This window comes from Phaeobacter inhibens DSM 16374, from assembly GCF_000473105.1.
In the GTDB taxonomy this organism is placed as follows: Bacteria; Pseudomonadota; Alphaproteobacteria; order Rhodobacterales; family Rhodobacteraceae; genus Phaeobacter; species Phaeobacter inhibens.
Genome location: NZ_AXBB01000005.1, coordinates 1 through 22,015, shown reverse-complemented (window position 1 = coordinate 22,015; position 22,015 = coordinate 1). Strand labels below are relative to the sequence as shown.

The following is a 22,015-nucleotide window of genomic DNA, read 5'->3' as shown; positions in this document are numbered from 1 at the left end:
CACCAAAGGCGATCTCTGATCGCGCCCGGAAGAATACAACACGCAGGCGATCTTCGTGATCTCTTCGCCAGCCTAGGCGCGTCAGGTTCCTGTTTTCAGCAAAGGTCCACAATCGACCCATTTGCCGACCGCACCAAGCAGCGCCTTCTTGTTGATCGGCTTGCTCAGGAAGTCATCCATGCCAGCCGCAAGACACTCCTCACGATGTGACTGCAGCGCGTTTGCCGTCAATGCCACCACAGGGCAGCGGCCCAGACCGTTGTCTTTTTCCAGTTGACGTATCTCAGCGGTAGCGTCGATCCCATCCTTTACCGGCATCATCATATCCATCAATACGATATCCGGATGATGTTCCTGAAACATCGTCACCGCCTCTTCCCCGTTGGCCGCGATCAATACCTCTATCGGCGCAGCCTTAAGCATGCGCGAGACCACCAGCTGATTGGTCCTGTTGTCCTCAGCCAGAAGAAGTTTTACCTCCGGCGCGACGGATGTCTCCACGCCCTGCGGGGGAACGGCCTGCGGCGCCTCCTCGGTTGCCGTCTCCAATACGCGGCTCATCACCGACTGAAGCTGCGCAGCCCGCAAGGGTTTCAAGGCAACCTCACAGCGCCCCAGATGTTCGCGGGCCTCCCGGTCAATTGTGTTTTCGACAGAGGATAAGATCACGATGGGCAAATCACGGTATTCCGGAATGTCCCGAATGCGCTCCGCCAACTCCTTGCCGTCCATGCCCGGCATCTGGAAATCCTGCAAAATAACATCATAGTGAGTGCCATCGTGGCGTGAATCCAGCAGCAACTCCAGCGCCTGATGGGCCGATCCTGCAGCGACGCTTTGCACGCCCCAGGTTGCCAACCGTTCAGTCAGAATGATCCGGTTGAGCTCAAGATCATCAACCACCAAGGCTCTGAGTCCCTTGAAATCACGAACATCCTGCGCCCGTTTCGGCTGGCTTGGCCGGATACGAAGCGGCAGGTCAATGGTGAACACAGACCCCTTGCCAAGTTCCGACTGCACGGAGATCCGCCCCCCCATCAATTCCAGCAACCGGGTCGAGATCGCAAGGCCCAAACCGGTCCCTTCGTAGTTACGGGTGGCGGCACCATCGGCCTGCTCAAACGCGTTGAAAATACGATCCAAGCGGTCTTCGGGTATGCCGGCGCCGGTATCGGTCACCGAGATGCGCAGAGCCGTCCGATCATCGTCAGTCTCTCCGGACACCTCAATATAGACATACCCCTTGCCGGTAAATTTGACCGCGTTGCCTGCAACATTGGTCAGAATCTGGCGGATACGCCCGACATCACCTTCGTAACATTCCGGCAAACTGGGATCATAGCGCAGGGTCACCTCGACATTCTTTTCTGCGGCCTTCGGCGAGAGCAGAGTCACCACGTCCTCAATTGCAGTCTGCAGATTGAAGGGCGCCCGCTCCAGTTCCATCTTTCCGGCTTCGATCTTGGAGAAGTTCAGGATATCATTGATGATGGTCAGCAGCGCCGATCCCGATTTTGAGATCGTCTCGGCGTACATTGTCTGATCTTCATCCAGATCGGTTTCAAGGATCAGCTCAGCCATGCCTATAACGCCATTCATCGGCGTGCGGATCTCATGAGACATATTTGCAAGGAATTCCGACTTCGCCCGATTGGCGATATCGGCGGCCTTGCGGGCCTCTTCCAATGCGTATTCGCGTTCATCCCGTTCGGAGAACGTATCTTCGAGCACCCCGACAGAGAAATTGAGCGCCCGGAATTCGCGCGAGGCAAACCACGGCAGACGGGCCTGCAACCCTGACAGACCGGCAATGGCATCCGACATCCTCTGATGGATGATCTGCAACGGGCGCAACGCCAGCACACTCACCAGGATAAGCACCAGCAGCGACAAAATCGCCACTGCAACCACGGTCCACATGATGGTCTGACTGACCTTGTGCTGCACCATGGCCTGACCTTCACGGGTCGACCAATGGACAACCATACGGCCGAAATCAAACCCATCCAGCGTGATCGGACGATCATACATGACAAAATCGTCAGGCCCGACCTGATCAATCTCGCCCGCTTCGGCAATCGGAGTGCCCGCGCTGTTCTGGATCTGGATCTGCAGCAGCTTGGGATTGCGTGCAATCGCCTCTATCAGACCGGTTTCCAGCACCGGCACATCCTCAACGATGATCGATTCAAGCATCAGCCCGCTCAGCAGCGAGATGGTCAGCTCAGCCTGTTCTTTCAATTGCGCCTGAAGATTTCTGGTCTCATACCGGCGCGCGACATCGCCAATTGCCGCCGCAACCAGCAGAGCCGCCAGCGACAAAGACACGACGATTTGAAAGAGTATGCCCGTGCGTTTCATAAGGGTCCCCGGTGAAGGCACTAAAATGCCTGGCTTTGCTCCATCGCGTCGCGGATCAGGTCGTAGTCGGAATCAGAGCCCTGAAGAAAGCCGTTTTTGGACACCCGCCGCACGATCTCTTCATTTTCTGAGGACAGCATGATCTCACGCATCGCCAGCAGCACATTTTCCGGCAGGTCCGAGGATGCCAGCCAGGGTTTGGTGACATTGTCAAAACTTGCCAGAACCCGAATCGGGACACCCTTGGCGATCAGTTTTTTGTAGGTACTTTCCTTCAGCGCACCTGCAGTGAATTTACCGGCGCCAACAGCCTCCCCCACCAGATCATGACGCCCGAGGTAGTCATAGGTATGCAGATCACCACTGTCGATTCCGGCCTCCAACAGGTGGCTCTGCGCGAGATAGCGACCAATCGTCGACAGCTCATCGCCGAAGGCAAAGCTAAGACCCGCAAGATCCGACAATTCGGTGATCGCACTGTCGCGGTGAACCACGATGACGCCTTTGAACCGCTTACGCCCCTTCTTCGATTCCATGGCGACAATCTGGATGCCCGGGTTCTGTTTCATCACGTGAACGTAAGAGGCGGGTCCAAAGCGCGCGAAATCAACCTCCCCGCTGGCAAGTTGATCGATACCCTCTTGATATTCCTTGGCAACTGTCATCCGAATGACGACTTTTTCACCCAAAGCCTCTCCCAGACGATTGGAAAGAAACGTCAAAAACGGGCGATATTTTTTTACCGTCACGGTGGGTTTATCCGCAGCATATGTGCCAAACGTCAGCGTGATATCAGCGCGGGCCGCCATCGGCGCCATCAGCACCAGAAGGCAGACACAGATCATCGACCAAAGGCGCATCACACCCGTAGGTCCACAGTGATATTTCCAGGCGATTGGCATCATCTTCTCCAGTCTGAACCCGGACACGGCCGGTTCGGTGAATCCACGCATTTGTTTACCCTGAATAGTGAGAAAATTTGGTTAAGTGACCCTGAAATAGTATAAATAATTTTATGGCTCGCTCTCGGCGCAGTCTGAATATTAACGTTTCAGTAACGATTTCAGCGCTCTTTTGTAAAATTCGTCACAAATTTGAAGATCGGGCACAAGCCCGGCAGGATATCCCGTGATACCAAAATGCATTCGCTTCCACACACCCGTTTCTCGCCTGTCGCTGGCGGTTCTTTTCTCGTCGGCGCTGGCTCCCGCAGCGGCTTGGGCCATTCCCTCGCCGGAACTGGTGATCGGGTCGGTTTCCTCCCTCTCGCAGGTGCTTGCAGTGGGGGTCGCAATGGTATCCGGTCTTGGCGCGGTGGTCGCAGCCAAGCTCGGCTTGCAACCAAAGGGCAAGGCCGAAGCGAAGCGATATCCGATCAAACTGATCACCGGTCTGGTGCTGGCAGCACTGGCACTGGCGATGCTGAACTACTGGCAGTTCACGACCCAGCGCGCCGCTGAACAGGCCCGTCTGCAGGCCACCCTGGTGCGGCCAGCGCAATTCGACGGCACCAAGATCAAGGATGCGGCACTCAAGGAAACCAGCTTCTCGCGCCAGTCCGATCATCCGTTGGCGATGTCCACCGCTGATGCCGCTGCCGCGCTCGACGATGGTCAGACATTGTTCTACGACATCCGTGAAACCGGTGAGAACGCCATGGGCACCCTGCCCGGCGCGACCCACATCCGATTCCCTGACTTCCTGCAATCGCGCCCAGTTCAGCCGGGCCAGAAGGTCGTGTTGTTCTGTCACAATGGCAACCGCAGTTCCGAGACCTGCGCCAAACTGGCTGCGATGGGCATTGATTGCAGTTTCATCGCGGGTGGTATCGAAAAATGGATCGTTGAGGGACGGGATTTCTCCGACAAGGACGTGAAAACCCTCTCCGACCTGCGCGCGATCCCGGAATACCCCGGCCGTGATGTGCTCCTCAGCACCGCTGATTTCACCGACCTGATGAACACTGAAGACCTGCAAATCGTCGATACCCGCTATCCCGGGGATTTTGATGCAGGCCATCTGCCGGGGGCCGTCAACATTCCGATCCGCAAGATGACCACCGCCGATCTGATGCAGCGCATCAGTGAACTGGATCCCAGCAAACCAACGCTGGCCGCCTGCTATGATCGCCGCAGCTGTTTCATGAGTCAGGTTCTGGGTCTGGAACTGGCGCAGAAGGGCTTCGATTTCCGGGGACGGTACACGTTGCCATGGGAATATTTTATCGCACCGGCCCCCAAACCGCATGTTCAGGCCTGGCTTGCCGACCAGCAGAGCGGCCTTTGGGACAAGGCGATCTCGGCGCTGGCAGCCGCGCTGCTGTGGGTGCATGAACGCAGCCATATCCTGCTGGGCCTGCTGGCGCTGTCGCTGATCACCCGGATCATGATCCTGCCGGTCGCGCTGAAATCCGAGCGTGACCAGATCACCACCAATGACACCGCAGATGAGATGAAGGCGCTGAAAGAGCGACTGGCCGATGACCCGGTGCGCAAGGCCCGTGCAGTGCAGGCCTTCTATGCTGACAAGGGCCTGACACCGATGAGAAATCTCACCGCGCTGTTGTTCCTGCCGGTGATGATGCTGGGGGTCTCGGCGGCGCAAGAGGCCAGCGCCAGCCTGCAGACCCCGTTCCTGTGGATGGCAGACCTCGGCGCAGCCGATCCGCTGTTCATCCTGCCGGTGCTGTTCTGCGCACTCGCCGCCGTCTACCTGTTGTGGGCCGTTGCCAAGACACCGCGCCAGAAAACCCTCTGGATGGTGCTGGGCATGCCCGCACTCTTTGCGATGGTCTTCACCCTGACAGCGGCCGCAAACGCCTATCTCTGCTTCAGCCTGACCCTCCTGTTGGTGCAGCGCGCCTATGTCACCGGCCTGCACCGCAAGCTGGGTGAAGCCTTTGCCCTGCGCGCCCACAAGCACCGCCTCGCCAAACTGCCGCGCGGCGTAATCCCGATGGGCTACACCGAGGAGCTGGAACACGCCGGCAACAAGGCCCTGCGCCTGTCGATCCTGCGCAACGCGGGCCTGCCGGTACCCGGCGGCGTTATCGTGCGCTCTGACGCTATCCACGACTACCGCGAAATGTCCGACGCCCAGAAAAACGCCTTTGCGGCCAAGGTCTTTGCCCTGGCTGGCGGCAAACCGGTCGCGGTGCGCTCATCTGCCAGCAATGAGGACGGCGCCGATCAGAGTTTTGCCGGGGTTTTTGAATCCGTGCTCGACGTGACCGCAGACACCATGCGCGCAGCACTGGACGACGTCGTGGAGAGTTTCTCCTCAGACCGCGCCGCCAGTTACGCCGGTGACGGCGACAGCGCCGATCAGGGCAATATCGTGGTGCAGGAAATGGTTCAGGCCGACTATGCCGGCGTCATGTTTACCCAGGATCCGATGGCCCCAGGCATGTGCATGATCGAATGGGTCGAAGGCTGCGGCGAGGATTTGGTCTCCGGCCGCGTCACCCCGATCTCCCTGCGCTTTGGCCGCTACACCGGCCTGCCCGCATCCGAAGATCAGGACCAGACGCTGGACATGGCGCCACTGCTGGCGCTTGGACAACAGATCGAGGAGACATTTGGTGCTCCGCAGGATGTGGAATGGGCCTACGCCAATGGTGAATTCCAGATCGTGCAAAGCCGCGACATCACCACGCTCTCTTTGGGCACTGAGCAAGAGCAAGCCCGTCTGGCCGAATGGCGTGATCTCTTGGACCACTACGGGAACGCTGATCCGGACCAGACAATTCTGGAACAGGACGAAATGTCCGAGGTTCTGCCCCGCCCGACACCCTTGTCATTCTCGTTGATGGGCAGCCTGTGGTCGCCGGGCGGCAGTGTTGATCTGGCCTGCCGCGCCCTGTCGGTGCCCTACAACCTGCCCGAAGGTCGCGCCGGTCATCTGGTGAACCTCTTTGGCAAGACCTACGTCGATGTCGACCTCAAGGAGCAGATGACGCTGAAGTTAACGGCAACCAAGGCCAAGCAGCTGCGCAAACAGGCCCGTCCGATGATCGACCGCTTCCACGCGGAGGTCCTGCCCCGTCTCAGCGATCAACTGGCATTCTGGCAGGCGGTGGACTACGCCGCCCTGCCGCTGCCCAAACAGCTGGAGGCGATTGCGACCCTGCGCGACCTCTTTGTTACGGACATCTATGTCGAAGCTGAGAAGGTGAATATCATCGCGGGCTTCACCATGGGCGAGGCCAGCACCGCCGCTGCAGGTGACCCGGCGCTGCGCGCCCATCTGATGCATGCCGATCTGCCCAACGCACCGTCCAGCCTGCTGGCGTCCTGCACCGGGCCGATGGCCGAAAGCCGCGCACAGGTCCTGATGGGGCATCGCTCTATCTTCGACTATGAGCTGTCGGCACCGCGCTACAAGGAAGCCCCCAGCCTGCTCATCTCGCTGCTCGACGGTTCGGTAGAGCCGATCAGTGGCACGGTCACACCGCCAGCAGACCTGCCGGAGGATCTGCGTGACACGCTGGATCTTGCGATTGCCTATCAGGATCTGAAAGAACAGGCCAAGCACGAAGCCCTGCGGGTTCTGGCAGAGCTGCGCCGGGCGCTGCTGGCACTTGGCAGCCGCTCCGGCCTGGATGATCTGGTGTTTTATCTTGCCATGGATGACATCATGACCGGCAACTGGGACCAGCCAGAGGCCCTGAAAGATCGCGCCACGGCCCGCAAGCACCGCGAGGAGCTGCGCAAACCCTCAGCGCCAACCTCCGTCAACCTCACGCTGCGCGACTGTGAACTGCTGTCCCTAGGAGCGCAGGCGGGATCCGGTGACGGCAGCCTCGGCGGCACCTGCGTCGCAGGCAGTGGCCGCGTTGAGGGCCGCGTGTTCTGGGTCGAGGACGAAACCGCCATTGGCCCTGATGTCTTTGACGGATTTCAGGAGAGCGATATCCTCGCCTGCCGCATGATCAACCCCGCTTGGCTGCCTTATGTGCAACGTTCAGGCGCAGTCCTCAGCGAGGTTGGTGGCTGGCTCAGCCATATGGCCATCGTCGCGCGGGAGAAGGACATTCTGATGCTGGTGGCTTGCAAGGGGCTCGACCAGCTGGCCCATGGTGAGCTGATCACCGTGGCAGAGGATGGATCGATCACGCAAAGCAACGCGTCAGACCTGAAAGCGGCATCCGCCTGATATACCAACGCATCTGCCCCCGCCTGACCATCCAACGGTCCCCGGGCGGGGGAAAACATCAAAACATATGTTCCACCTTGCGCTCCATCACACAAATGGTCTGAACTGCCGGTATGGACCCGCATCTTGATCCCCGACAGACCCATCGCCTCCTCGATCAGCTGAAAACCCAGATCGAGAACCTGCCTCCGGCCCTCTCGGCGGCGGCGAAATATATCATCGACACGCCTGGCGACTTCGGACTCGATCCGATCCGTGTCTCCGCGACCAAGGCCGGCGTCAGTGCCAATTCTCTGGTCCGACTGGCCGTGCATCTGGGCTTCGAGAGTTTTGAAGCCCTGCGCGCGCCCTTTCGTGCCGCACTGACCACCGAACGCGAGGGCGGTCTGGGCCTCGGCTGGCTGGATCGGCTGGAACAGGCACCCGACACGGCCCGCCACGGTCGCATCGCCCGCAATGAGGTGAACATCGTGGCCCGCTCCCTGCGACTGATGACCCCGGAACGCACCGCCGCCATTGTCACCGCCCTCACCTCCGCGCGGCGCTGCTATGTCACCGCGACCCGCGCCAGCTACGCGCTGGCCTATTATTTCCACTACGTCGGGCGCATGGCCCTGCCCAGTCTGGATCTGGTGCCCCGTCACATGGGCACTGCGGTTGACGAGCTGATGGAGATTGGCGCTGAGGATTGCCTGATTGCCATGACCTTTGCCCCCTATTCCTCCGAAACGCTGCAAGCCTTGCGGCTGGCGCGCCGCAAGGGCGCGACACTGATCCTGATCTCTGACAGCGAAGTTATCGCGCCGGGACTACAGCCAGACCACCTGTTGCTGGTCGCGGACAACACGTTGCATCCCTTTGGTGGCTATGGCGGCGCGATGGCGGTTCTGGATTGTCTGCTGACACATCTGGTTGATGCCGGAGGACAAGATGCCCAGGACAGGATCCGCGCCTATGAGGCCTTGCGCGAAGACACCGGCGCCTACTGGCGCGGGGGCAAGCTGCCGATGGTTCCAAAATAGTCCGATTCAGAGCCTGATCGGCCGGTCAGAGCCGCAGGTCTGACTGATCCGGTGTCAGCACATACTTCAGATCATAGAGCAGCGCATCAGCCCGACCCAAGGCCCGGATCTGCGCGGCGCCCATGTCGCGAAACTCCTGATGGGCAACCGCCAGGACCATGCCATCATAGCTCCCCGCCTCCGGGTCCGCGACAAGATCCACGCCGTATTCAGCCCGTGCCTCATCAGGGTCCGCGTGGGGATCATGTACATCCACTGTCAGACCAAATTCTTCAAGGCAACGCACCACATCAATCACCCGTGTGTTGCGCAAATCGGGGCAGTTCTCCTTGAACGTCAACCCCATCACCAGCACCCGCGCATCAGCAACCGCCATCCGGCGTTTGAGCATGGATTTGACCATCTGGCTGGCAACATATGATCCCATTCCGTCATTCAGACGCCGCCCTGCCAACAGGATTTCGGGGTGGTAGCCCAGCTGTTCTGCCTTGTGGGTCAGGTAATAGGGGTCAACGCCGATGCAGTGACCGCCCACCAGACCCGGGCGAAAGTTGAGAAAATTCCACTTCGTTCCCGCAGCGCGCAGAACCGCTTCGGTATCGATATCCATGCGGTTGAAGATCTTCGCCAGCTCATTGATCAGCGCGATATTGATATCGCGCTGGCTGTTCTCAATCACTTTGGCCGCTTCGGCGACACGAATGTTCTCGGCCTTGTGCGTGCCCGCCACCACAATCTCACGGTAAAGGGCGTCGACCCGCTCCGCTGTCTTCGGCGTAGACCCGGAGGTCACCTTGACGATATCCGGCAGGCGGCGCGTCTTATCGCCGGGGTTGATCCGCTCAGGGCTATAGCCCGCATAGAAATCACGGTTGAAGGTCAGACCGGACAACCGTTCCAGCACAGGAATGCAATCCTCTTCGGTGGCGCCGGGATAGACCGTCGATTCATAGATCACCAGATCGCCGGGCTTCAGAACCCGCCCAACCGTTTCGGAGGCGCGCAGCAGAGGCGTCAAATCCGGTCGGCGGCTGTCGTCGATCGGGGTCGGGACAGTCACAATGAAGATCGTGCAGTCGGCGATCTCTGCCGGGTCAGCGGTCAATGTCAGATGCGCGGCGCTGGACAAGGCCTCAGCGCTGATTTCGCGGGTGCTGTCCTCACCAGCCCGCAACGCGTCAATACGCTCGGCGCTGATATCAAACCCGACCACCGGACGGGATCTGCCAAACTCAACCGCCAGCGGCAGCCCGACATAGCCAAGCCCGATAACGCAAATCCGTTCTGTCCCGCTCATGCTGCTGCCTCAATGGTCTTTGTCCGCCCGATTGCCTTTCATAAGGGGCCTCAGCGCCAAGTTTCAACCATATGCAGCCAGATCCCTCCCGAAACCGGGAGAGATCCACATTTAGAGCGGCGTCAGAAGCGCAGCGACAAACAGGACATACCGCCGTCAAGTTTGGCACATTCGGTATTGCTGATCTGAACAACCTCAAACCCTTCGCGGTCCAGCATCTCCGCCGTTCGTGGGAAATCCGCCGCCATCAGAACGAGATTGTTGTAACGGATCGCATTGGCAGCCGCCTCTTCGCCCTCAGGCACATGCAGCACCCGGTAGCCCTCGAAACAGCCTGACGCATCCAGCCGTTTGGTGGACAAAATGGTCTCAGCATCCATCAGCGAACAATCCGTCTTGAAGTGCAGCACACCCTCCGGCGTAAACACTTCGCGCAGGCTGTGGCCCCAGTCGGCAACAATCTCTGCCAGCTCCGCAACACCCGCCGCATCGGTCCGGGCCGAGCGACCAACAAGGATTTCGCGCCCCGTGACCAGAATATCGCCGCCTTCGATGAAACCGGGGCCTTTGATCTCGCGCACCTCATCATAACACTGGCGCAATGTCGGCGCCATTTCAGCCACTTCCCCCAGTCGCGACGGCGCGCCGGGACGCATCAGAACCGCGCCCTTCGGCAGGCAGAGGGCTGTATCCTCCACAAAAACCGCATCCGGAAACGCTTCCAGCGGTGGCAGCTCGATCACCTCCGCCCCGGTGCTCTTCAATGCGGAGACATAATCGGCGTGGGCGGCCAGCATCCTGTCCAGATCGGGGGTGCCGATATCCTCGGCGCGCAGCCCATCCGTGATGCTGGAGGCCGGGCGGCGGGTGATGGCGCGGGTGAATTCATAGGTAGGGTTGGTCATGTCTCAGTCCTCAGTGGCCAGTGTTGGCAGGAATTTTGGGGTGGTAATTTCGATCATGCGGGGGCCGGTTTCCGTTGCCGCGCTGTGCAATGCGACGGCAACCTCCTGCGGGTCCGCAGAAACCGCACGATGCGAAATCCCGAAGGATCGTGCCGTTGCCGCAAAATCCGGTGGTGTCGGATCACAGCCAACCACCGGCACGCCAACATCCTGCATCGAAAGGGCAATTTCCTGATAACCGTGGTTGTTCCAGACGATGAACGTGATCGGCAAAGCCTCATCAACAGCCGTCATGATCTCGGGCAGGGAAAACTGCGCGCCACCATCGCCAACGATGCAGATAACCGGCGCCTCAGGCGCGGCAATGGCCGCACCGATGGCAGCCGGTATGCCATAGCCAAGCGCGCCATATCCGGTTGCCGCATTGAACCAGCCGCCGGGGCGGTCGTGATCATAATAGAGGTTTCCCGCATAGATCGGCTGGGCGGAATCGCCGACGACAATTGCCCCCGGTACCGCTGAGCGCAGCGCGTTCAGCACCATAACCTGAGCGCGATAGCTCTCGCCGATTTCGTCCCAGGCGGCAGCCCGGGTCTGTTCGGCCAATCCAATGCCCCAATCGGTCGGGCTATAGTGATCCGGCTTCCATTCAGCCAGCACCGCCGACAGAACAGCCGCGACATCGCTCTGAATCGTCAGCTCCGCCCGATGACGCGCCAGCTGTTCCGCACAGAGGTCGACCCGGATCAATCCCGGCATCTGCGGCATCACACCCGTGGCATACATATCGTAGTCGGTCGGCCCCAGCTCAGTGCCAAGTGCCAACACCAAATCCGCCGCCCCGATCATTTCGCGCACCGAGCCGAGGCTGGGGCTGGCGGGCACCGACAGCGGGTGATCAAACATCACACCGCGCGCATTGACGGTCTGGACCACAGGCGCGCCCAGATATTCTGCCAGCTGACGCAACTGATCAGCACAGAACCGCGCGCCGCCCCCGGCCAGGATCACGGGACGTTCCGCTGCGGTCAGGCGCTGCATCAACGCCGCCAGATCCGTCTGGGATACACTCCCCCTGCCCTGCACATCGGTTGGCGCGGTCTCTTGCCCGTCGCGATCCGTGGCAGCACTCCCTGCAACATCCAGCGGGATCTGCACATGGGTGGGTCCGGGCCGTGACAACGCAGCCCCCGCAATCGGTGCAAAGGCCTGATCCAACGCGGGCGTCAGCTGCTCCGGTGCCGCAACATGCTCTGATTTCAGCGCGACCATCTTCGCAAGCGCATGCTGATCCGGCAACTCGTGCAGATGGCCCATTCCATGACCAAGAGAACCGCTCTCGTTTACCCCGGACACCACCAGCATCGGCACCGAATCCGCGCGTGCCTGGGCCATCGGGGTCAGCGTGTTGGTCAGCCCTGGCCCGGTGATCACAAAGGCAACGCCAGGCCGACCGGACACCCGTGCATAGCCATCCGCCATGAACCCAGCCCCCTGCTCATGGCGCGGCGTGATATGGCGTAGGTCAGATCTCCCAAGCCCCCGGTAGAGCTCAACCGTGTGGACCCCCGGAATGCCAAACACATGCTGCACACCGCGCGCGGCCAGCTCTTCGACCAGCGCCTCACCAACCGTGGGTGCGGCGGTTTTGTGATCTCCCATGATCATGCGACCTCCGTTGATGTGCGGTTGGCATGATCCACGATACGCGTCAGCGCGCGGTCAAATGCGTCATCCTCAATCGTCAGTGCCACCCGAACCCAGCCTCGCAGGCTCTCGCCAAAGGATGATCCCGGCATCACGGCAACCCCGGCACTGTGCAACAGGTCCTGCGCATATGCGTCACCATCCAAACCGGTCGCAGCCACATTGATCATTGCAAACATGCCCGCCTCCGGGCTGTGCACCCGCAAAGCGGTATCGCGATGCAGCCGCTCTGCCAGCTTTGCCGCACGGGCTGCAAATCGCGCGCGCATCCCCTCCGCCACCGGAGACCCCTCCCGCACGGCCTGCTCTGTCATATCCGCGATGAAAGGCTGATTGCCGAACAGCATCGTTTCCGACAGCGGCAGCAATCCATCACAGAAGGCCTTGCTGGCAATACACCAGCCACTGCGGAACCCTGGCGCCGCGTGCGATTTGGAAATTGAGGAAACCACAATCACCCGGTCGGCAAAGGCCGCGCGCGCCAGTGGCGACACAAACTCCGTCGCGTCAAACACCAGCTGCTCATAAACCTCATCCGAGATGATCCACAGATCGTGGACGTCCGCCAGCCGCCCAATGGCGTCGAGATCCTCAACCGTCAGGATGGACCCTGTGGGGTTATGCGGCGTGGTGAGCAGAATGGCGCGGCTGCGGGGCGTGATTTTCTCTGCGATATCATTCGCCTGCACCCGAAACCCATGCTCGGGCCGCAGCGGCACCGGCACCATGTCGGCGCCACTTGCCCGGATCACACCTTCATAGGTGGCATACATCGGATCCCCCACCAGAACTTCGTCCCCGTGCTCAGCGACCCCCATCAGCACCGCATACAGCGCGGTCTGTGTGCCCGGAAAGCACAGCACGTTGTCCGGGCCGATCGCGCGCCCGGTGCTGGCACTGTACCGTTCTGCAAGGGTCTGGCGCAGATTGGCCTCCCCGCGCCCGTCCGAATAGCCGGTGCGCCCGGCCATCATCGCGGCACCGGCGGTCTGCATCAGCGCCTCCGGTGTGGGCACATCCGGTTCGCCAATGGTCATCTCGATGATATCTGCCCCAGCAGCGATCATCTCGCGTGCAGTCAGATGCACCTCCCACTTGGCCCCGCCAAGCCCCGCCAACCGTCTGGTCACATCGGTCATTCTCATGGCTGTTCTGCCTTATGCTGCAAGTTCAATCCCAGAATTGCGCCCACGGATTCCAATCCGATCATTGGCAATTCGCCCTCTTCAAACGCCTCCGGCAAGGCACCGCCTTCCATCCAGAGACCGTCGATCACCGCGTTGCAGGCCACCGCCAGATGATGCAGCCGCGCCGCGTTGACGGGGGTTCCCGCCTCCTCCAATGCGGCGGCGATCAACTCGCCCAGCTTGTCGCGAAAATAGTCATAGGTGCGCTGGTGGATCTGCCGCATCTGCGGATCCTGCTGCACTTTGTTCAAAAACCCGGCCCAGAGCGCCACCGCCGTCGGCTCCACCACCGGCGGCAGCAAGGAGGCCTCAACAAACCCGGCCAGACGGGCGCGGGCGTTTCCTTCCATCCCGGCAACCGGGGCAAAGGTAAGATCACTGATGAAGACCATGTGATGCTCATAGGCTGCGGTCATCAGCTCCTCCTTGGAGGAAAAATAGTGCCGGATCAGCCCCTGGGTCACATCTGCCCGTTCAGCGATATCGCGCACGGTGGCACCGCGCACACCTTTCTCCGCCACCAGCTCCAAAGTCGCGAGGATCAGCGCTTCCTTCCGCTCCTGTGCGGTCGCGCGCTTAAATTTCCGGCGTTCACCTGACACGAGGCTCTCCAATATGCTGCGCAGTCACGCGGTCAGTAATTATACACTTGCATAATTACTCCAAGTCAGCCTTACTACAAGCCGAAATATGAGGACATAAGAAAATGCCCGATCCGGCTGCCGCAGACCCTGCCCCGCTTTCGACAGCATCTGCTCCCCTACAGGCGCGTGCTGAAACGCCGGTGGAACCCCACACGCAGGCCGAGGCAATCCGTGTCAGCGATCTGCACAAATCCTTCGGTTCGCTGGAGGTGTTGAAGGGCGTATCACTCACTGCGAAGCAGGGTGATGTCGTGGCCATCATTGGCGGCAGCGGATCCGGCAAATCCACCATGCTGCGCTGCATCAACTTTCTGGAAACACCCAACTCAGGCGAAATCGTAATTGCAGGTGAAACCGTGGCGATGCGCCAGGATGGCAGCCCTGCCGACCGCCGCCAGATCGAACGCATCCGCACCCGTCTGGCCATGGTGTTTCAGCAATTTAACCTCTGGACCCACCGCACCCTGTTGGAAAACGTGATTGAGGTGCCGGTTCATGTGCTGAAGGTGCCCCGTTCCGAGGCAATCCACCGTGCGCATGAACTGTTGGCCCGCGTGGGCCTCGGCGACAAGGCCGATGCCTTTCCGGCCTTTCTCTCCGGCGGCCAACAGCAGCGTGCCGCCATTGCACGCGCACTGGCTGTGGATCCCAATGTCATGCTGTTTGACGAACCGACATCGGCGCTTGACCCCGAACTGGTCGGAGAGGTCCTGACGGTGATCCGTGACCTCGCTGCGGAAGGGCGCACCATGCTGCTGGTCACCCACGAAATGAAATTCGCAAGAGAAGTCGCGAACCATGTCGTCTACCTCTTTGAAGGTCGGATCGAAGAACAGGGCCCCCCGTCGGAGGTCTTTGGAAATCCAAAATCAGAGCGCCTGAAACAGTTCCTCAGTTCGGTCGCTTAAAGCATAATAACACGTACAAAAACAAAACAGGGAGACAGTTATGTCCATGATTTCAAATCTTAAATCCACAGTCCTTGCCGCCGCGACCGTGGCTGCAACCTGTGCTGTCGCGCAGGCAGAGCCTGTCAAGATCGGCGTGGCCGCAGAACCCTATCCGCCCTTCGCCTCGCTGGATTCCTCCGGTCAGTGGGTTGGCTGGGAAATCGACGTGATCAATGCCGTCTGCACCGCCGCAGAACTGGAATGCGTTATTACTCCGGTCGCTTGGGACGGTATTATCCCCTCGCTGACCGGTCAGCAGGTCGACGCCATCATGGCCTCAATGTCGATCACCGAAGAGCGGCTGAAAACCATTGATTTTTCGGATCCCTACTACAACACCCCGGCGGTGATTGTGGCGGACAAGTCGATGGACATTGAAGCCACTCCAGAATCTCTGGCAGGCAAAGTTGTCGGCATTCAGGCCTCCACCATCCACCAAGCCTATGCACAGGAACACTTCAAAGATTCCGAACTGCGCGTCTATCAGACCCAGGATGAGGCCAATCAGGATCTCTTTGCCGGCCGCATCGACGCGACTCAGGCTGATAGCATCGCCATGGCTGATTTTGTCGGATCTGATGCAGGCGGTTGCTGCGAGATCAAAGGGGCTGTCGCCAATGACGAAGCGATCCTCGGCAAAGGTGTCGGCGCTGGTGTGCGCAAAGGGGACAGCGATGTTCTGGCAGCGCTCAACAAGGGGATCGCGGCAATCCTGGCTGACGGCACCCATGCCGAGATCACCTCGAAGTATTTCACGACCAGCATCTACTCCGAGTAAGGACATATCGTGACCGGACTCCTCGACCTGTTTGGTCTGGCCGAGAGCGCACAGCTGTTGTCGCTCTCGGCGCCGGGATGGGGGGGCAACCTGTTGCGGGGCCTCGCCAATTCTCTCCAGATTGCCCTTGGGGCCTTTGGCATGGGGCTGATTATCGGGCTTTTCGGGGCCTACGGAAAACTCTATGGCGGGCCGATCCTTCGTGATCTGCTCGCCATTTACACCACTGTGATCCGCGCCGTACCCGAATTGGTGCTGATCCTGATCCTCTATTACGTCGGGACCGATCTGATCAACAAAGTCGCCAGCAGTTTCGGCTATGGTCGGGTGGAAATCAGCGGAATTGTAGCTGGCATCTGGGTGCTGGGCATCGTGCAGGGCGCCTATGCCACTGAGGTGTTGCGCGGCGCCATCAAGGCGGTGCCCCCCGGTCAAATTGAGGCGGCGCGTTCATACGGGATGCCGCCGTTCATGACCATGCGCCGGGTGACCATCCCCGCAATGATGAGCTTTGCAACACCGGGTCTGGCCAATCTGTGGCTGATCGCCACCAAGGACACGGCGTTGTTGGCTATTGTCGGCTTTGCGGAGCTGACCCTCGAAACCCGGCAGGCCGCCAGCAGCACGCGGGCCTATTTCACGTTCTTCCTTGCGGCTGGGGCGCTTTATCTTATGGTAACGCTCTGTTCCAGCGTGATTTTTGGCTGGATCGAACGCTGGGCGAGGCGCGGCCAACCCTCGCTGCGGGAGCGCCGCCAATGACCTCCTTTAAATCCCTGATGCAACCTCATCGGCTGGTGCTGATAGCCCTGTTCGCAGCCTTGGTTGTCTGGTGCGCGGTTTCCCTACGCTGGGACTGGATTCCAACCTATGCGCCGCTGGCGCTGGAAGGATTGTGGACCACGATCTGGATCCTTGTTGTCACCAGTATCCTTGGCTTTGCACTGGCGGTGCCTCTTGGCCTCGCTCAGGCCGTTGGCCCGTGGTACCTCTCGACGCCGGCGCGCATCTTCTGCACCGTCATCCGGGGCACACCATTGCTGCTGCAGATCTGGCTACTCTACTACGGGCTGGGGTCGCTGTTTCCGCAGTTCCCCTGGATCCGCTCCAGCGAGCTGTGGCCCTACCTAAGGCAGGCCTGGCCATATGCCGTTCTGGCCCTCACACTCTCCTATGCCGGTTATGAGGGCGAGGTTATGCGCGGGGCCTTCTCAGGCGTTGCCAAGGGCCAGCTGGAGGCGGCCAAAGCTTACGGTATGCCGCGTCTGACCATGTTCCGCAGGATCTGGCTGCCGCAGGCTGTCCGTAACGTTCTGCCCACACTTGGCGGCGAAACCATCCTTCAGCTGAAGGCGACACCGCTGGTGGCAACCATTACCGTTCTGGACATCTACGCAGTCTCCTCCCGGGTGCGGTCTGACACGTTCATCGTCTATGAGCCGCTGTTGCTGCTGGCGTTGGTCTATATGGCCATCGCAGGGGTGATCACATTGGCCTTCAAACGATTTGAGGATCGGGTACCACAGCGTCGCTGATCATCGCCGCATCGGTTATATGACAGCCTCCGAGCAACCGCTTGGGGGCTGTTTTTCAATCAGAGGCCAGGCACCTCTAGGACAGGATCGTCAGCTGATCCACATCCGCGTCGATATCATGACAGGCCGCCAGCAGCCTCTCCTGTAGATGCGCGGTGACATAGTTGCCATGAAACCGGCTTGGTGCGCGCAGGATCAACCGGCCCCCTGCCCTGCTCTCTCGCGTGAGCGCCTGTATCCATGCCGAATAGGTGGCCGGGTCCTCCTGATGCAGAACGGCCTTTGCCAAGCTCCACTCGCTGCCATCGCTGATATCTGGAGCCGGTGCCGCTGTCCCTGACATCAGAGGCACCACGTTTTTCTCAGGCGTGTCGTTGCCACGCATCCGGTGATCAAAATCTGGACCAACCGCGACCCAACATCCGCGCGTATCCTCAAGGATGCACTCCAGATCGAAACCATATTCGGTAACGCGGCCCCGCGCGCCCTGCCGTTTGACCACAAGCCAGCCGATTGCCCGCAACTTGGCCATCTCCCGTTTGACCGTGCGTTCATCGACTGACCACATCCGGGCAATCTCACGCTGCCCTACGGCCAACTCATTGCGTTGCCAATTATAGCGCGCAGTCATCAGCGTCATGAAGCGCAGAACGAGACGCTGGGCCCCCTTCTCCAGCGAGAGGGCATAGGTCCCCAACGCCGTGAGGATATCATATTTCAATGCCGCGGCCTGTCGCCCGACGGGTTTACTGGCAAGCATGGCTGCCCTCATATCTCCATCCATTGTCGGATGGCTGCCTCTGTCGTCTCATGTTTGCCATGAGATCCTGTTGATCTTGGTCAGGGTTCACGCGGTGTCGCTAACGGCGATCTTCGGTGAAGTTTGACCCGAACTCAACGTTTTTGAGTTGGTGTACCTGATTTGCGTCCAGAGATGCGATTCTGTCAAGAGCGCTGTTGTTTGCGTCTCGATCCCATTCCCATTTTTGAATCAAAAATTGGTATTCATGGTATTGGGTGACATCTTGGGCGTCCCCTATTGAGGCGAAAATGTCCCCCAATATGCAGCGGTGGTCAATATAGCGTCCCCCTATATAGGCGAGGGGAACCCCATTTTTTCGCCGCTACTCTGCAAACACCACCGAATCGCGCAGGCCCTGGAAAACAAGGGGTTTGCCTATCTCTCGTCGCACGTGGTCCCCGCGGGGACAGGACGCTCATTCCGACGATAATAGGTTTTGCGTTTTTTGCAAATTCGGCGTAAACGGGTTTTCAGGTAGGAAAAGCGTCCGCTTGATTAATAAGGGCGCACTACAGAGAATGAGGAGCAGAGATGTTTACCCATCAAGACCTGGCAGACATGCAGGCACAATCGCTGAAAATGCAGAGTTGGATCCGACAGCAGACCTTCTCTCCCAAAATGGAAAAGACGCTGCGGCGGTTCTCCAGCTGGGAGGTGGCCGAGCTGATCTTTAAGGTGAACCAGTCTACTTTGCGCGGCCGTCTGGCAGCGGATCCCAGCTTGCCGCAGGGCCATGTGGAAGAAGACGGTCGCCAGCGTTGGTATTCGCTGGAGGAAATCAATGAGCTGCGCCGCCGCCTGAAAGTAAATCGCAAATCGCTGATGCCCGAACGTCCAGCCGGAAAGCGGGCGCTGCGAGTCGCGATTTCCAACTTCAAGGGGGGCGCTGGCAAATCCACCGTAGCGCTGCATTTCGCTCATGCCGCTGCCTTGGATGGTTATCGTGTGCTCTGTGTTGATTTCGATCCGCAGGCGACGCTCTCCCATTCCATGGGGCTCAGTGATGTGACCGAAGACTATACTGTCTGGGGCATCATGGCGCGCGATCTGGTGCGCGAGACCGAGCGCATGAACGCCAGCACCCGTGGCGCCGAGTCCGGGGCCGCCCTGCCCGAGCGGCGCCTGCCGGAGGCAATCACCGGCATGGGCCTCCAGGATCTGCGGATCAGCGACTTTGTCAAACCGACCAGCTGGCCCACGATTGACGTGATCCCCAGCTGCGCCAATGCGGCCTTTGTGGAATTTGCCTCTGCCCAGTATCGGCACCTCAATCCTGAGTGGTCCTTTTTTGCGGCGGTGTCGCGCTACCTCGATCAGCTGCCGTCGGACGATTATGACATGATGATCTTCGACTGCCCGCCGGCGATTGGCTACCAGTCGATGAATGCGGTTTTCGCAGCAGACATGCTCTATATTCCTTCAGGTCCTGGGTACTGGGAATATGACTCCACGACCTCATTCATTGGTCAGCTCTCAGAGGCGCTGGAGGATCTCTCTGCATTTAATGGCATAGTCCCCGCGGGGACGTTCAGCCTGCCGAAGGTGTTTCAGGAAGTGCGCTTCCTGCTGACCCGGTATGAATCCGGGAATGATCTGCATCGGGCGATGCGCGACGCTTTTGTGAAGGTGTTTGGCGACCGGATGACGGAGCATCCGATCGAGATGACCCGCGCTGTAGAACAATCCGGGCGCTTCCTCAGCTCAATCTATGAGATCGATTATCGGGATATGACGCGGGAGACCTGGCGGCGGGCGCGCGCCTCGTTTGATCAGGCCTATATGGAGTTCAAGGATAACGCCCTGACCGCATGGGCCCAGTTGGAGGATGAGGCATGAGCAAACGCAGAATGTTCGACATCGATTTTCCGTCGGAGCCAACCGTCGCAAAACCGGAGGCCCCCTCCCCTGCCCCATCGGACCCGCACCCTGCAATCGGCGCACCGGAAACCAAATCCGCCTTCCGCACAGGCGAGGCCCGGCGCGGGCCGATGGCCACTGCGATCAGCGAAAACGCTGATGCGTTGCGGACGCGGGCTGAGGTGGAACAGAATATCCGTGCCGAAAATGACCGGCTCGCGCATGAGTTCGTGCGGCTCAAGACGCTTGGCCTTGTGGTTGACCGGATCCCGCTGGATCAGATTTCCACCAGCAAGCTGATCCGCGACCGCGCCGTTAATCGGGACCCCGAGCTGGAGGAGCTGAAGGAGTCTATTCGTGATCTTGGCCTCTCCAACCCGATCCGGGTGGAAGAAGACGGCGATGGGTATCAGCTGGTTCAGGGTTTTCGCCGTCTGTCAGCCTATCGCGCGCTTTATGAGGAGACCGGGGATGAGCAGTTCAGGCTGATCCCGGCGGGCCTGGTTGCGCGGGGAGAGACGTTGCAAGGTCTCTACCGCCGCATGGTGGATGAAAACCTAGTGCGGCGGGACATCTCTTTTTCCGAAATGGCACAGCTGGCGCTGTCTTATGCACAGGATCCAGAGACAGGTTCAGACTCTGTAGAAGAGTCTGTTGCGCTGCTTTATGCCTCTGCGGGGCGGCAGAAACGTAGCTATATTCGTCACTTCGCCGAACTGCTGGAGATGATTGGCGCGGAGCTGTCTTTTGCGGAAGCGATCCCGAGGGCGCTGGGACTGGACCTGAAGAAGCATCTTGTGGACACCCCATCCGCCTTGGCCGCTCTGCGGCAGCGGCTGCGCGAGCGCAGTTTCTCGAGCGCCGAGGAAGAGCTGTCGGTACTACGCCAGGCGCTGAAGACACCCGCGTCCAATGTGAAGGAAACGACCAGCAGTCAGCGGGCCGGTATGGCTAAGACAACGCTGCGCTGTACCGTCCCTGCGGGAACAGTGCGGTGTCTTGCGCGTGATGGGCGTATCGAAATGGCGATGGAACGTGATTTCTCAGCGGTTATCAGCGCCGCCTGGAGACAGCGATCAGCGCGTTTTTCGACGCTTTGGATGGTGAGGATAGTTAAGCGGACATATTGGTAGATGCTGCGCCTAGACAGGCGCGGAATGAGGGCTGTTCCAAAAGGGGCAGCCTTTTTTCTTTTCAAGTCGTTAAGATATGAATACATATTAACCATACCCGTCTCGCTGCTGATACGGGTCAATCATGCTGAGTGTCCCCACGGGGACAGAGAGGTCGCGATACGGGTGCCGCCGGACTATCACCGGTGGTGCATTGGGGGATGTGCTGTATCGGGATTTGCAGGCTGTCCAATGGACGGTCCCGCTGCGCTGTGTAATTCGACTAAAAAGCAACCCTCTAAAACTGTTCTTGAGTTTGCGTTAAACTGTATGAATGGGGCATTAATGCGCGATAATTAAGGCACAATCCTGCCATCGTTCGCCCCGAGAACCAAACCCAAGGCAACGCCGTCACAAGCGGCACGAAGGTTTGGAGTGATCGAGATGGCATCAACCGACAGCGCGCAGGCAGACGTGACCCCGACCGTGGATCTGCGGATTCCGGGTCAGGTCCGCGATGACGACGATTGGCTGGTGTCAACCTGGAACGCGGGGCAATCGCGAGACACCAAATGGTCAAAGGACAATGTACAGATCAATGCCGATGGCGCGGTTGAGCTGCATCTGACATCTGAGAGCGGCGCGGGTGAGCGGACCTTCACCGGCGGGGAAATGCAATCCGAGGCCGCCCATGAGACCGGCAC

At 59.6% G+C, this 22,015-nt stretch carries 15 protein-coding genes and 2 pseudogenes; 9 read left to right on the top strand and 8 right to left on the bottom strand.

All coding sequences use genetic code 11. The features are described 5' to 3' along the window. Positions 1-81 precede the first annotated feature (81 nt). Both INHI_RS0101555 and INHI_RS0101550 read right to left on the bottom strand, forming a co-directional pair. Positions 82-2,361, bottom strand: a complete 2,280-nt coding sequence (locus INHI_RS0101555) for a response regulator (RefSeq protein ID WP_027246476.1) — start codon at positions 2,359-2,361, stop codon at positions 82-84. Between the two features lie 20 nt (positions 2,362-2,381). Further along, on the bottom strand, positions 2,382-3,314 hold the full coding sequence (locus tag INHI_RS0101550; protein ID WP_421666709.1) for a PhnD/SsuA/transferrin family substrate-binding protein: 933 nt from the start codon (positions 3,312-3,314) through the stop codon (positions 2,382-2,384). A 175-nt stretch (positions 3,315-3,489) separates the two neighbouring features. Here INHI_RS0101550 and INHI_RS0101545 point away from each other — a divergent pair, with 175 nt between their 5' ends. Together INHI_RS0101545 and INHI_RS0101540 are read left to right on the top strand one after the other, a co-directional pair. Next, the gene (locus tag INHI_RS0101545) at positions 3,490-7,515 is read left to right on the top strand and encodes a PEP/pyruvate-binding domain-containing protein (RefSeq protein ID WP_027246474.1); all 4,026 of its coding nucleotides are present in this window, start codon (positions 3,490-3,492) and stop codon (positions 7,513-7,515) included. Positions 7,516-7,628: 113 nt separating this feature from the next. Further along, entirely contained in the window at positions 7,629-8,537 is a 909-nt protein-coding gene (locus tag INHI_RS0101540; RefSeq protein ID WP_014881855.1) for a MurR/RpiR family transcriptional regulator, read from the top strand. Positions 8,538-8,562: 25 nt separating this feature from the next. Here the strand turns inward: INHI_RS0101540 and tviB are convergent, their stop codons facing one another. The 5 genes from tviB to INHI_RS0101515 all read right to left on the bottom strand — a co-directional run bounded on the left by tviB (position 8,563) and on the right by INHI_RS0101515 (position 14,235). Further along, positions 8,563-9,834, bottom strand: coding sequence for a Vi polysaccharide biosynthesis UDP-N-acetylglucosamine C-6 dehydrogenase TviB (gene tviB, locus INHI_RS0101535; protein ID WP_027246473.1), 1,272 nt, complete (start codon positions 9,832-9,834; stop codon positions 8,563-8,565). Between the two features lie 122 nt (positions 9,835-9,956). Next, positions 9,957-10,739 carry a dimethylarginine dimethylaminohydrolase family protein gene (locus INHI_RS0101530; protein ID WP_027246472.1) on the bottom strand — a complete coding sequence of 261 codons (783 nt, stop codon included), beginning with the start codon at positions 10,737-10,739 and terminating at the stop codon, positions 9,957-9,959. Between the two features lie 3 nt (positions 10,740-10,742). Then, positions 10,743-12,401 carry a 5-guanidino-2-oxopentanoate decarboxylase gene (locus INHI_RS0101525; protein WP_027246471.1) on the bottom strand — a complete coding sequence of 553 codons (1,659 nt, stop codon included), beginning with the start codon at positions 12,399-12,401 and terminating at the stop codon, positions 10,743-10,745. Positions 12,402-12,403: 2 nt separating this feature from the next. Continuing rightward, positions 12,404-13,591 (bottom strand): pyridoxal phosphate-dependent aminotransferase, encoded by a 1,188-nt coding sequence (locus INHI_RS0101520; protein WP_027246470.1) that lies wholly within the window; start codon positions 13,589-13,591, stop codon positions 12,404-12,406. Then, positions 13,588-14,235, bottom strand: a complete 648-nt coding sequence (locus tag INHI_RS0101515) for a TetR/AcrR family transcriptional regulator (RefSeq protein ID WP_014881860.1) — start codon at positions 14,233-14,235, stop codon at positions 13,588-13,590. The genes INHI_RS0101520 and INHI_RS0101515 overlap by 4 nt, the downstream gene beginning before the upstream one ends. Positions 14,236-14,339: 104 nt before the next feature. Between INHI_RS0101515 and INHI_RS0101510 the strand changes: the two genes are divergently transcribed. The 4 genes from INHI_RS0101510 to INHI_RS0101495 are packed head-to-tail and all read left to right on the top strand — an operon-like array spanning position 14,340 to position 17,540. Beyond that, complete coding sequence (locus tag INHI_RS0101510) at positions 14,340-15,185, top strand: ABC transporter ATP-binding protein (RefSeq protein WP_014889374.1); 846 nt, start codon at positions 14,340-14,342, stop codon at positions 15,183-15,185. A 40-nt stretch (positions 15,186-15,225) separates the two neighbouring features. After that, entirely contained in the window at positions 15,226-16,005 is a 780-nt protein-coding gene (locus tag INHI_RS0101505; protein WP_027246469.1) for a transporter substrate-binding domain-containing protein, read from the top strand. A 9-nt stretch (positions 16,006-16,014) separates the two neighbouring features. Continuing rightward, entirely contained in the window at positions 16,015-16,767 is a 753-nt protein-coding gene (locus tag INHI_RS0101500) for an ABC transporter permease (protein WP_027246468.1), read from the top strand. Beyond that, a complete protein-coding gene (locus INHI_RS0101495; protein ID WP_014889377.1) occupies positions 16,764-17,540 on the top strand; it encodes an ABC transporter permease in 777 nt (258 codons plus the stop codon). The genes INHI_RS0101500 and INHI_RS0101495 overlap by 4 nt, the downstream gene beginning before the upstream one ends. 76 nt (positions 17,541-17,616) lie before the next feature. Here INHI_RS0101495 and INHI_RS0101490 read toward each other — a convergent pair whose 3' ends face one another. Beyond that, positions 17,617-18,300: a DnaA N-terminal domain-containing protein gene (locus INHI_RS0101490; RefSeq protein ID WP_027246467.1), complete on the bottom strand. Its 684-nt coding sequence runs from the start codon at positions 18,298-18,300 to the stop codon at positions 17,617-17,619. Positions 18,301-18,873: 573 nt separating this feature from the next. On the opposite strand from INHI_RS0101490, the gene INHI_RS0101485 reads away from it, so the two are divergent. The 3 genes and pseudogenes from INHI_RS0101485 to INHI_RS20155 all read left to right on the top strand — a co-directional run. Further along, positions 18,874-20,178: an AAA family ATPase gene (locus INHI_RS0101485; RefSeq protein WP_027246466.1), complete on the top strand. Its 1,305-nt coding sequence runs from the start codon at positions 18,874-18,876 to the stop codon at positions 20,176-20,178. Then, positions 20,175-21,316: pseudogene (locus INHI_RS20160) on the top strand (ParB/RepB/Spo0J family partition protein). The gene INHI_RS0101485 and the pseudogene INHI_RS20160 overlap by 4 nt, the downstream one beginning before the upstream one ends. Positions 21,317-21,755: 439 nt before the next feature. Then, a pseudogene (locus INHI_RS20155) lies at positions 21,756-22,015 on the top strand (family 16 glycosylhydrolase); the annotation flags it as partial.

Bases quoted from the DNA above. Each gene is read 5' to 3' on its own strand.
- tviB (WP_027246473.1), bottom strand. From the start codon at position 9,834: ATGAGCGGGACAGAACGGATTTGCGTTATCGGGCTTGGCTATGTCGGG.
- INHI_RS0101505 (WP_027246469.1), top strand. From the start codon at position 15,226: ATGTCCATGATTTCAAATCTTAAATCCACAGTCCTTGCCGCCGCGACC.
- INHI_RS0101510 (WP_014889374.1), top strand. From the start codon at position 14,340: ATGCCCGATCCGGCTGCCGCAGACCCTGCCCCGCTTTCGACAGCATCT.
- INHI_RS0101555 (WP_027246476.1), bottom strand. From the start codon at position 2,361: ATGAAACGCACGGGCATACTCTTTCAAATCGTCGTGTCTTTGTCGCTG.
- INHI_RS0101550 (WP_421666709.1), bottom strand. From the start codon at position 3,314: ATGCGTGGATTCACCGAACCGGCCGTGTCCGGGTTCAGACTGGAGAAG.
- INHI_RS0101495 (WP_014889377.1), top strand. From the start codon at position 16,764: ATGACCTCCTTTAAATCCCTGATGCAACCTCATCGGCTGGTGCTGATA.
- INHI_RS0101530 (WP_027246472.1), bottom strand. From the start codon at position 10,739: ATGACCAACCCTACCTATGAATTCACCCGCGCCATCACCCGCCGCCCG.
- INHI_RS0101490 (WP_027246467.1), bottom strand. From the start codon at position 18,300: ATGCTTGCCAGTAAACCCGTCGGGCGACAGGCCGCGGCATTGAAATAT.
- INHI_RS0101525 (WP_027246471.1), bottom strand. From the start codon at position 12,401: ATGGGAGATCACAAAACCGCCGCACCCACGGTTGGTGAGGCGCTGGTC.
- INHI_RS0101540 (WP_014881855.1), top strand. From the start codon at position 7,629: ATGGACCCGCATCTTGATCCCCGACAGACCCATCGCCTCCTCGATCAG.
- INHI_RS0101520 (WP_027246470.1), bottom strand. From the start codon at position 13,591: ATGAGAATGACCGATGTGACCAGACGGTTGGCGGGGCTTGGCGGGGCC.
- INHI_RS0101485 (WP_027246466.1), top strand. From the start codon at position 18,874: ATGTTTACCCATCAAGACCTGGCAGACATGCAGGCACAATCGCTGAAA.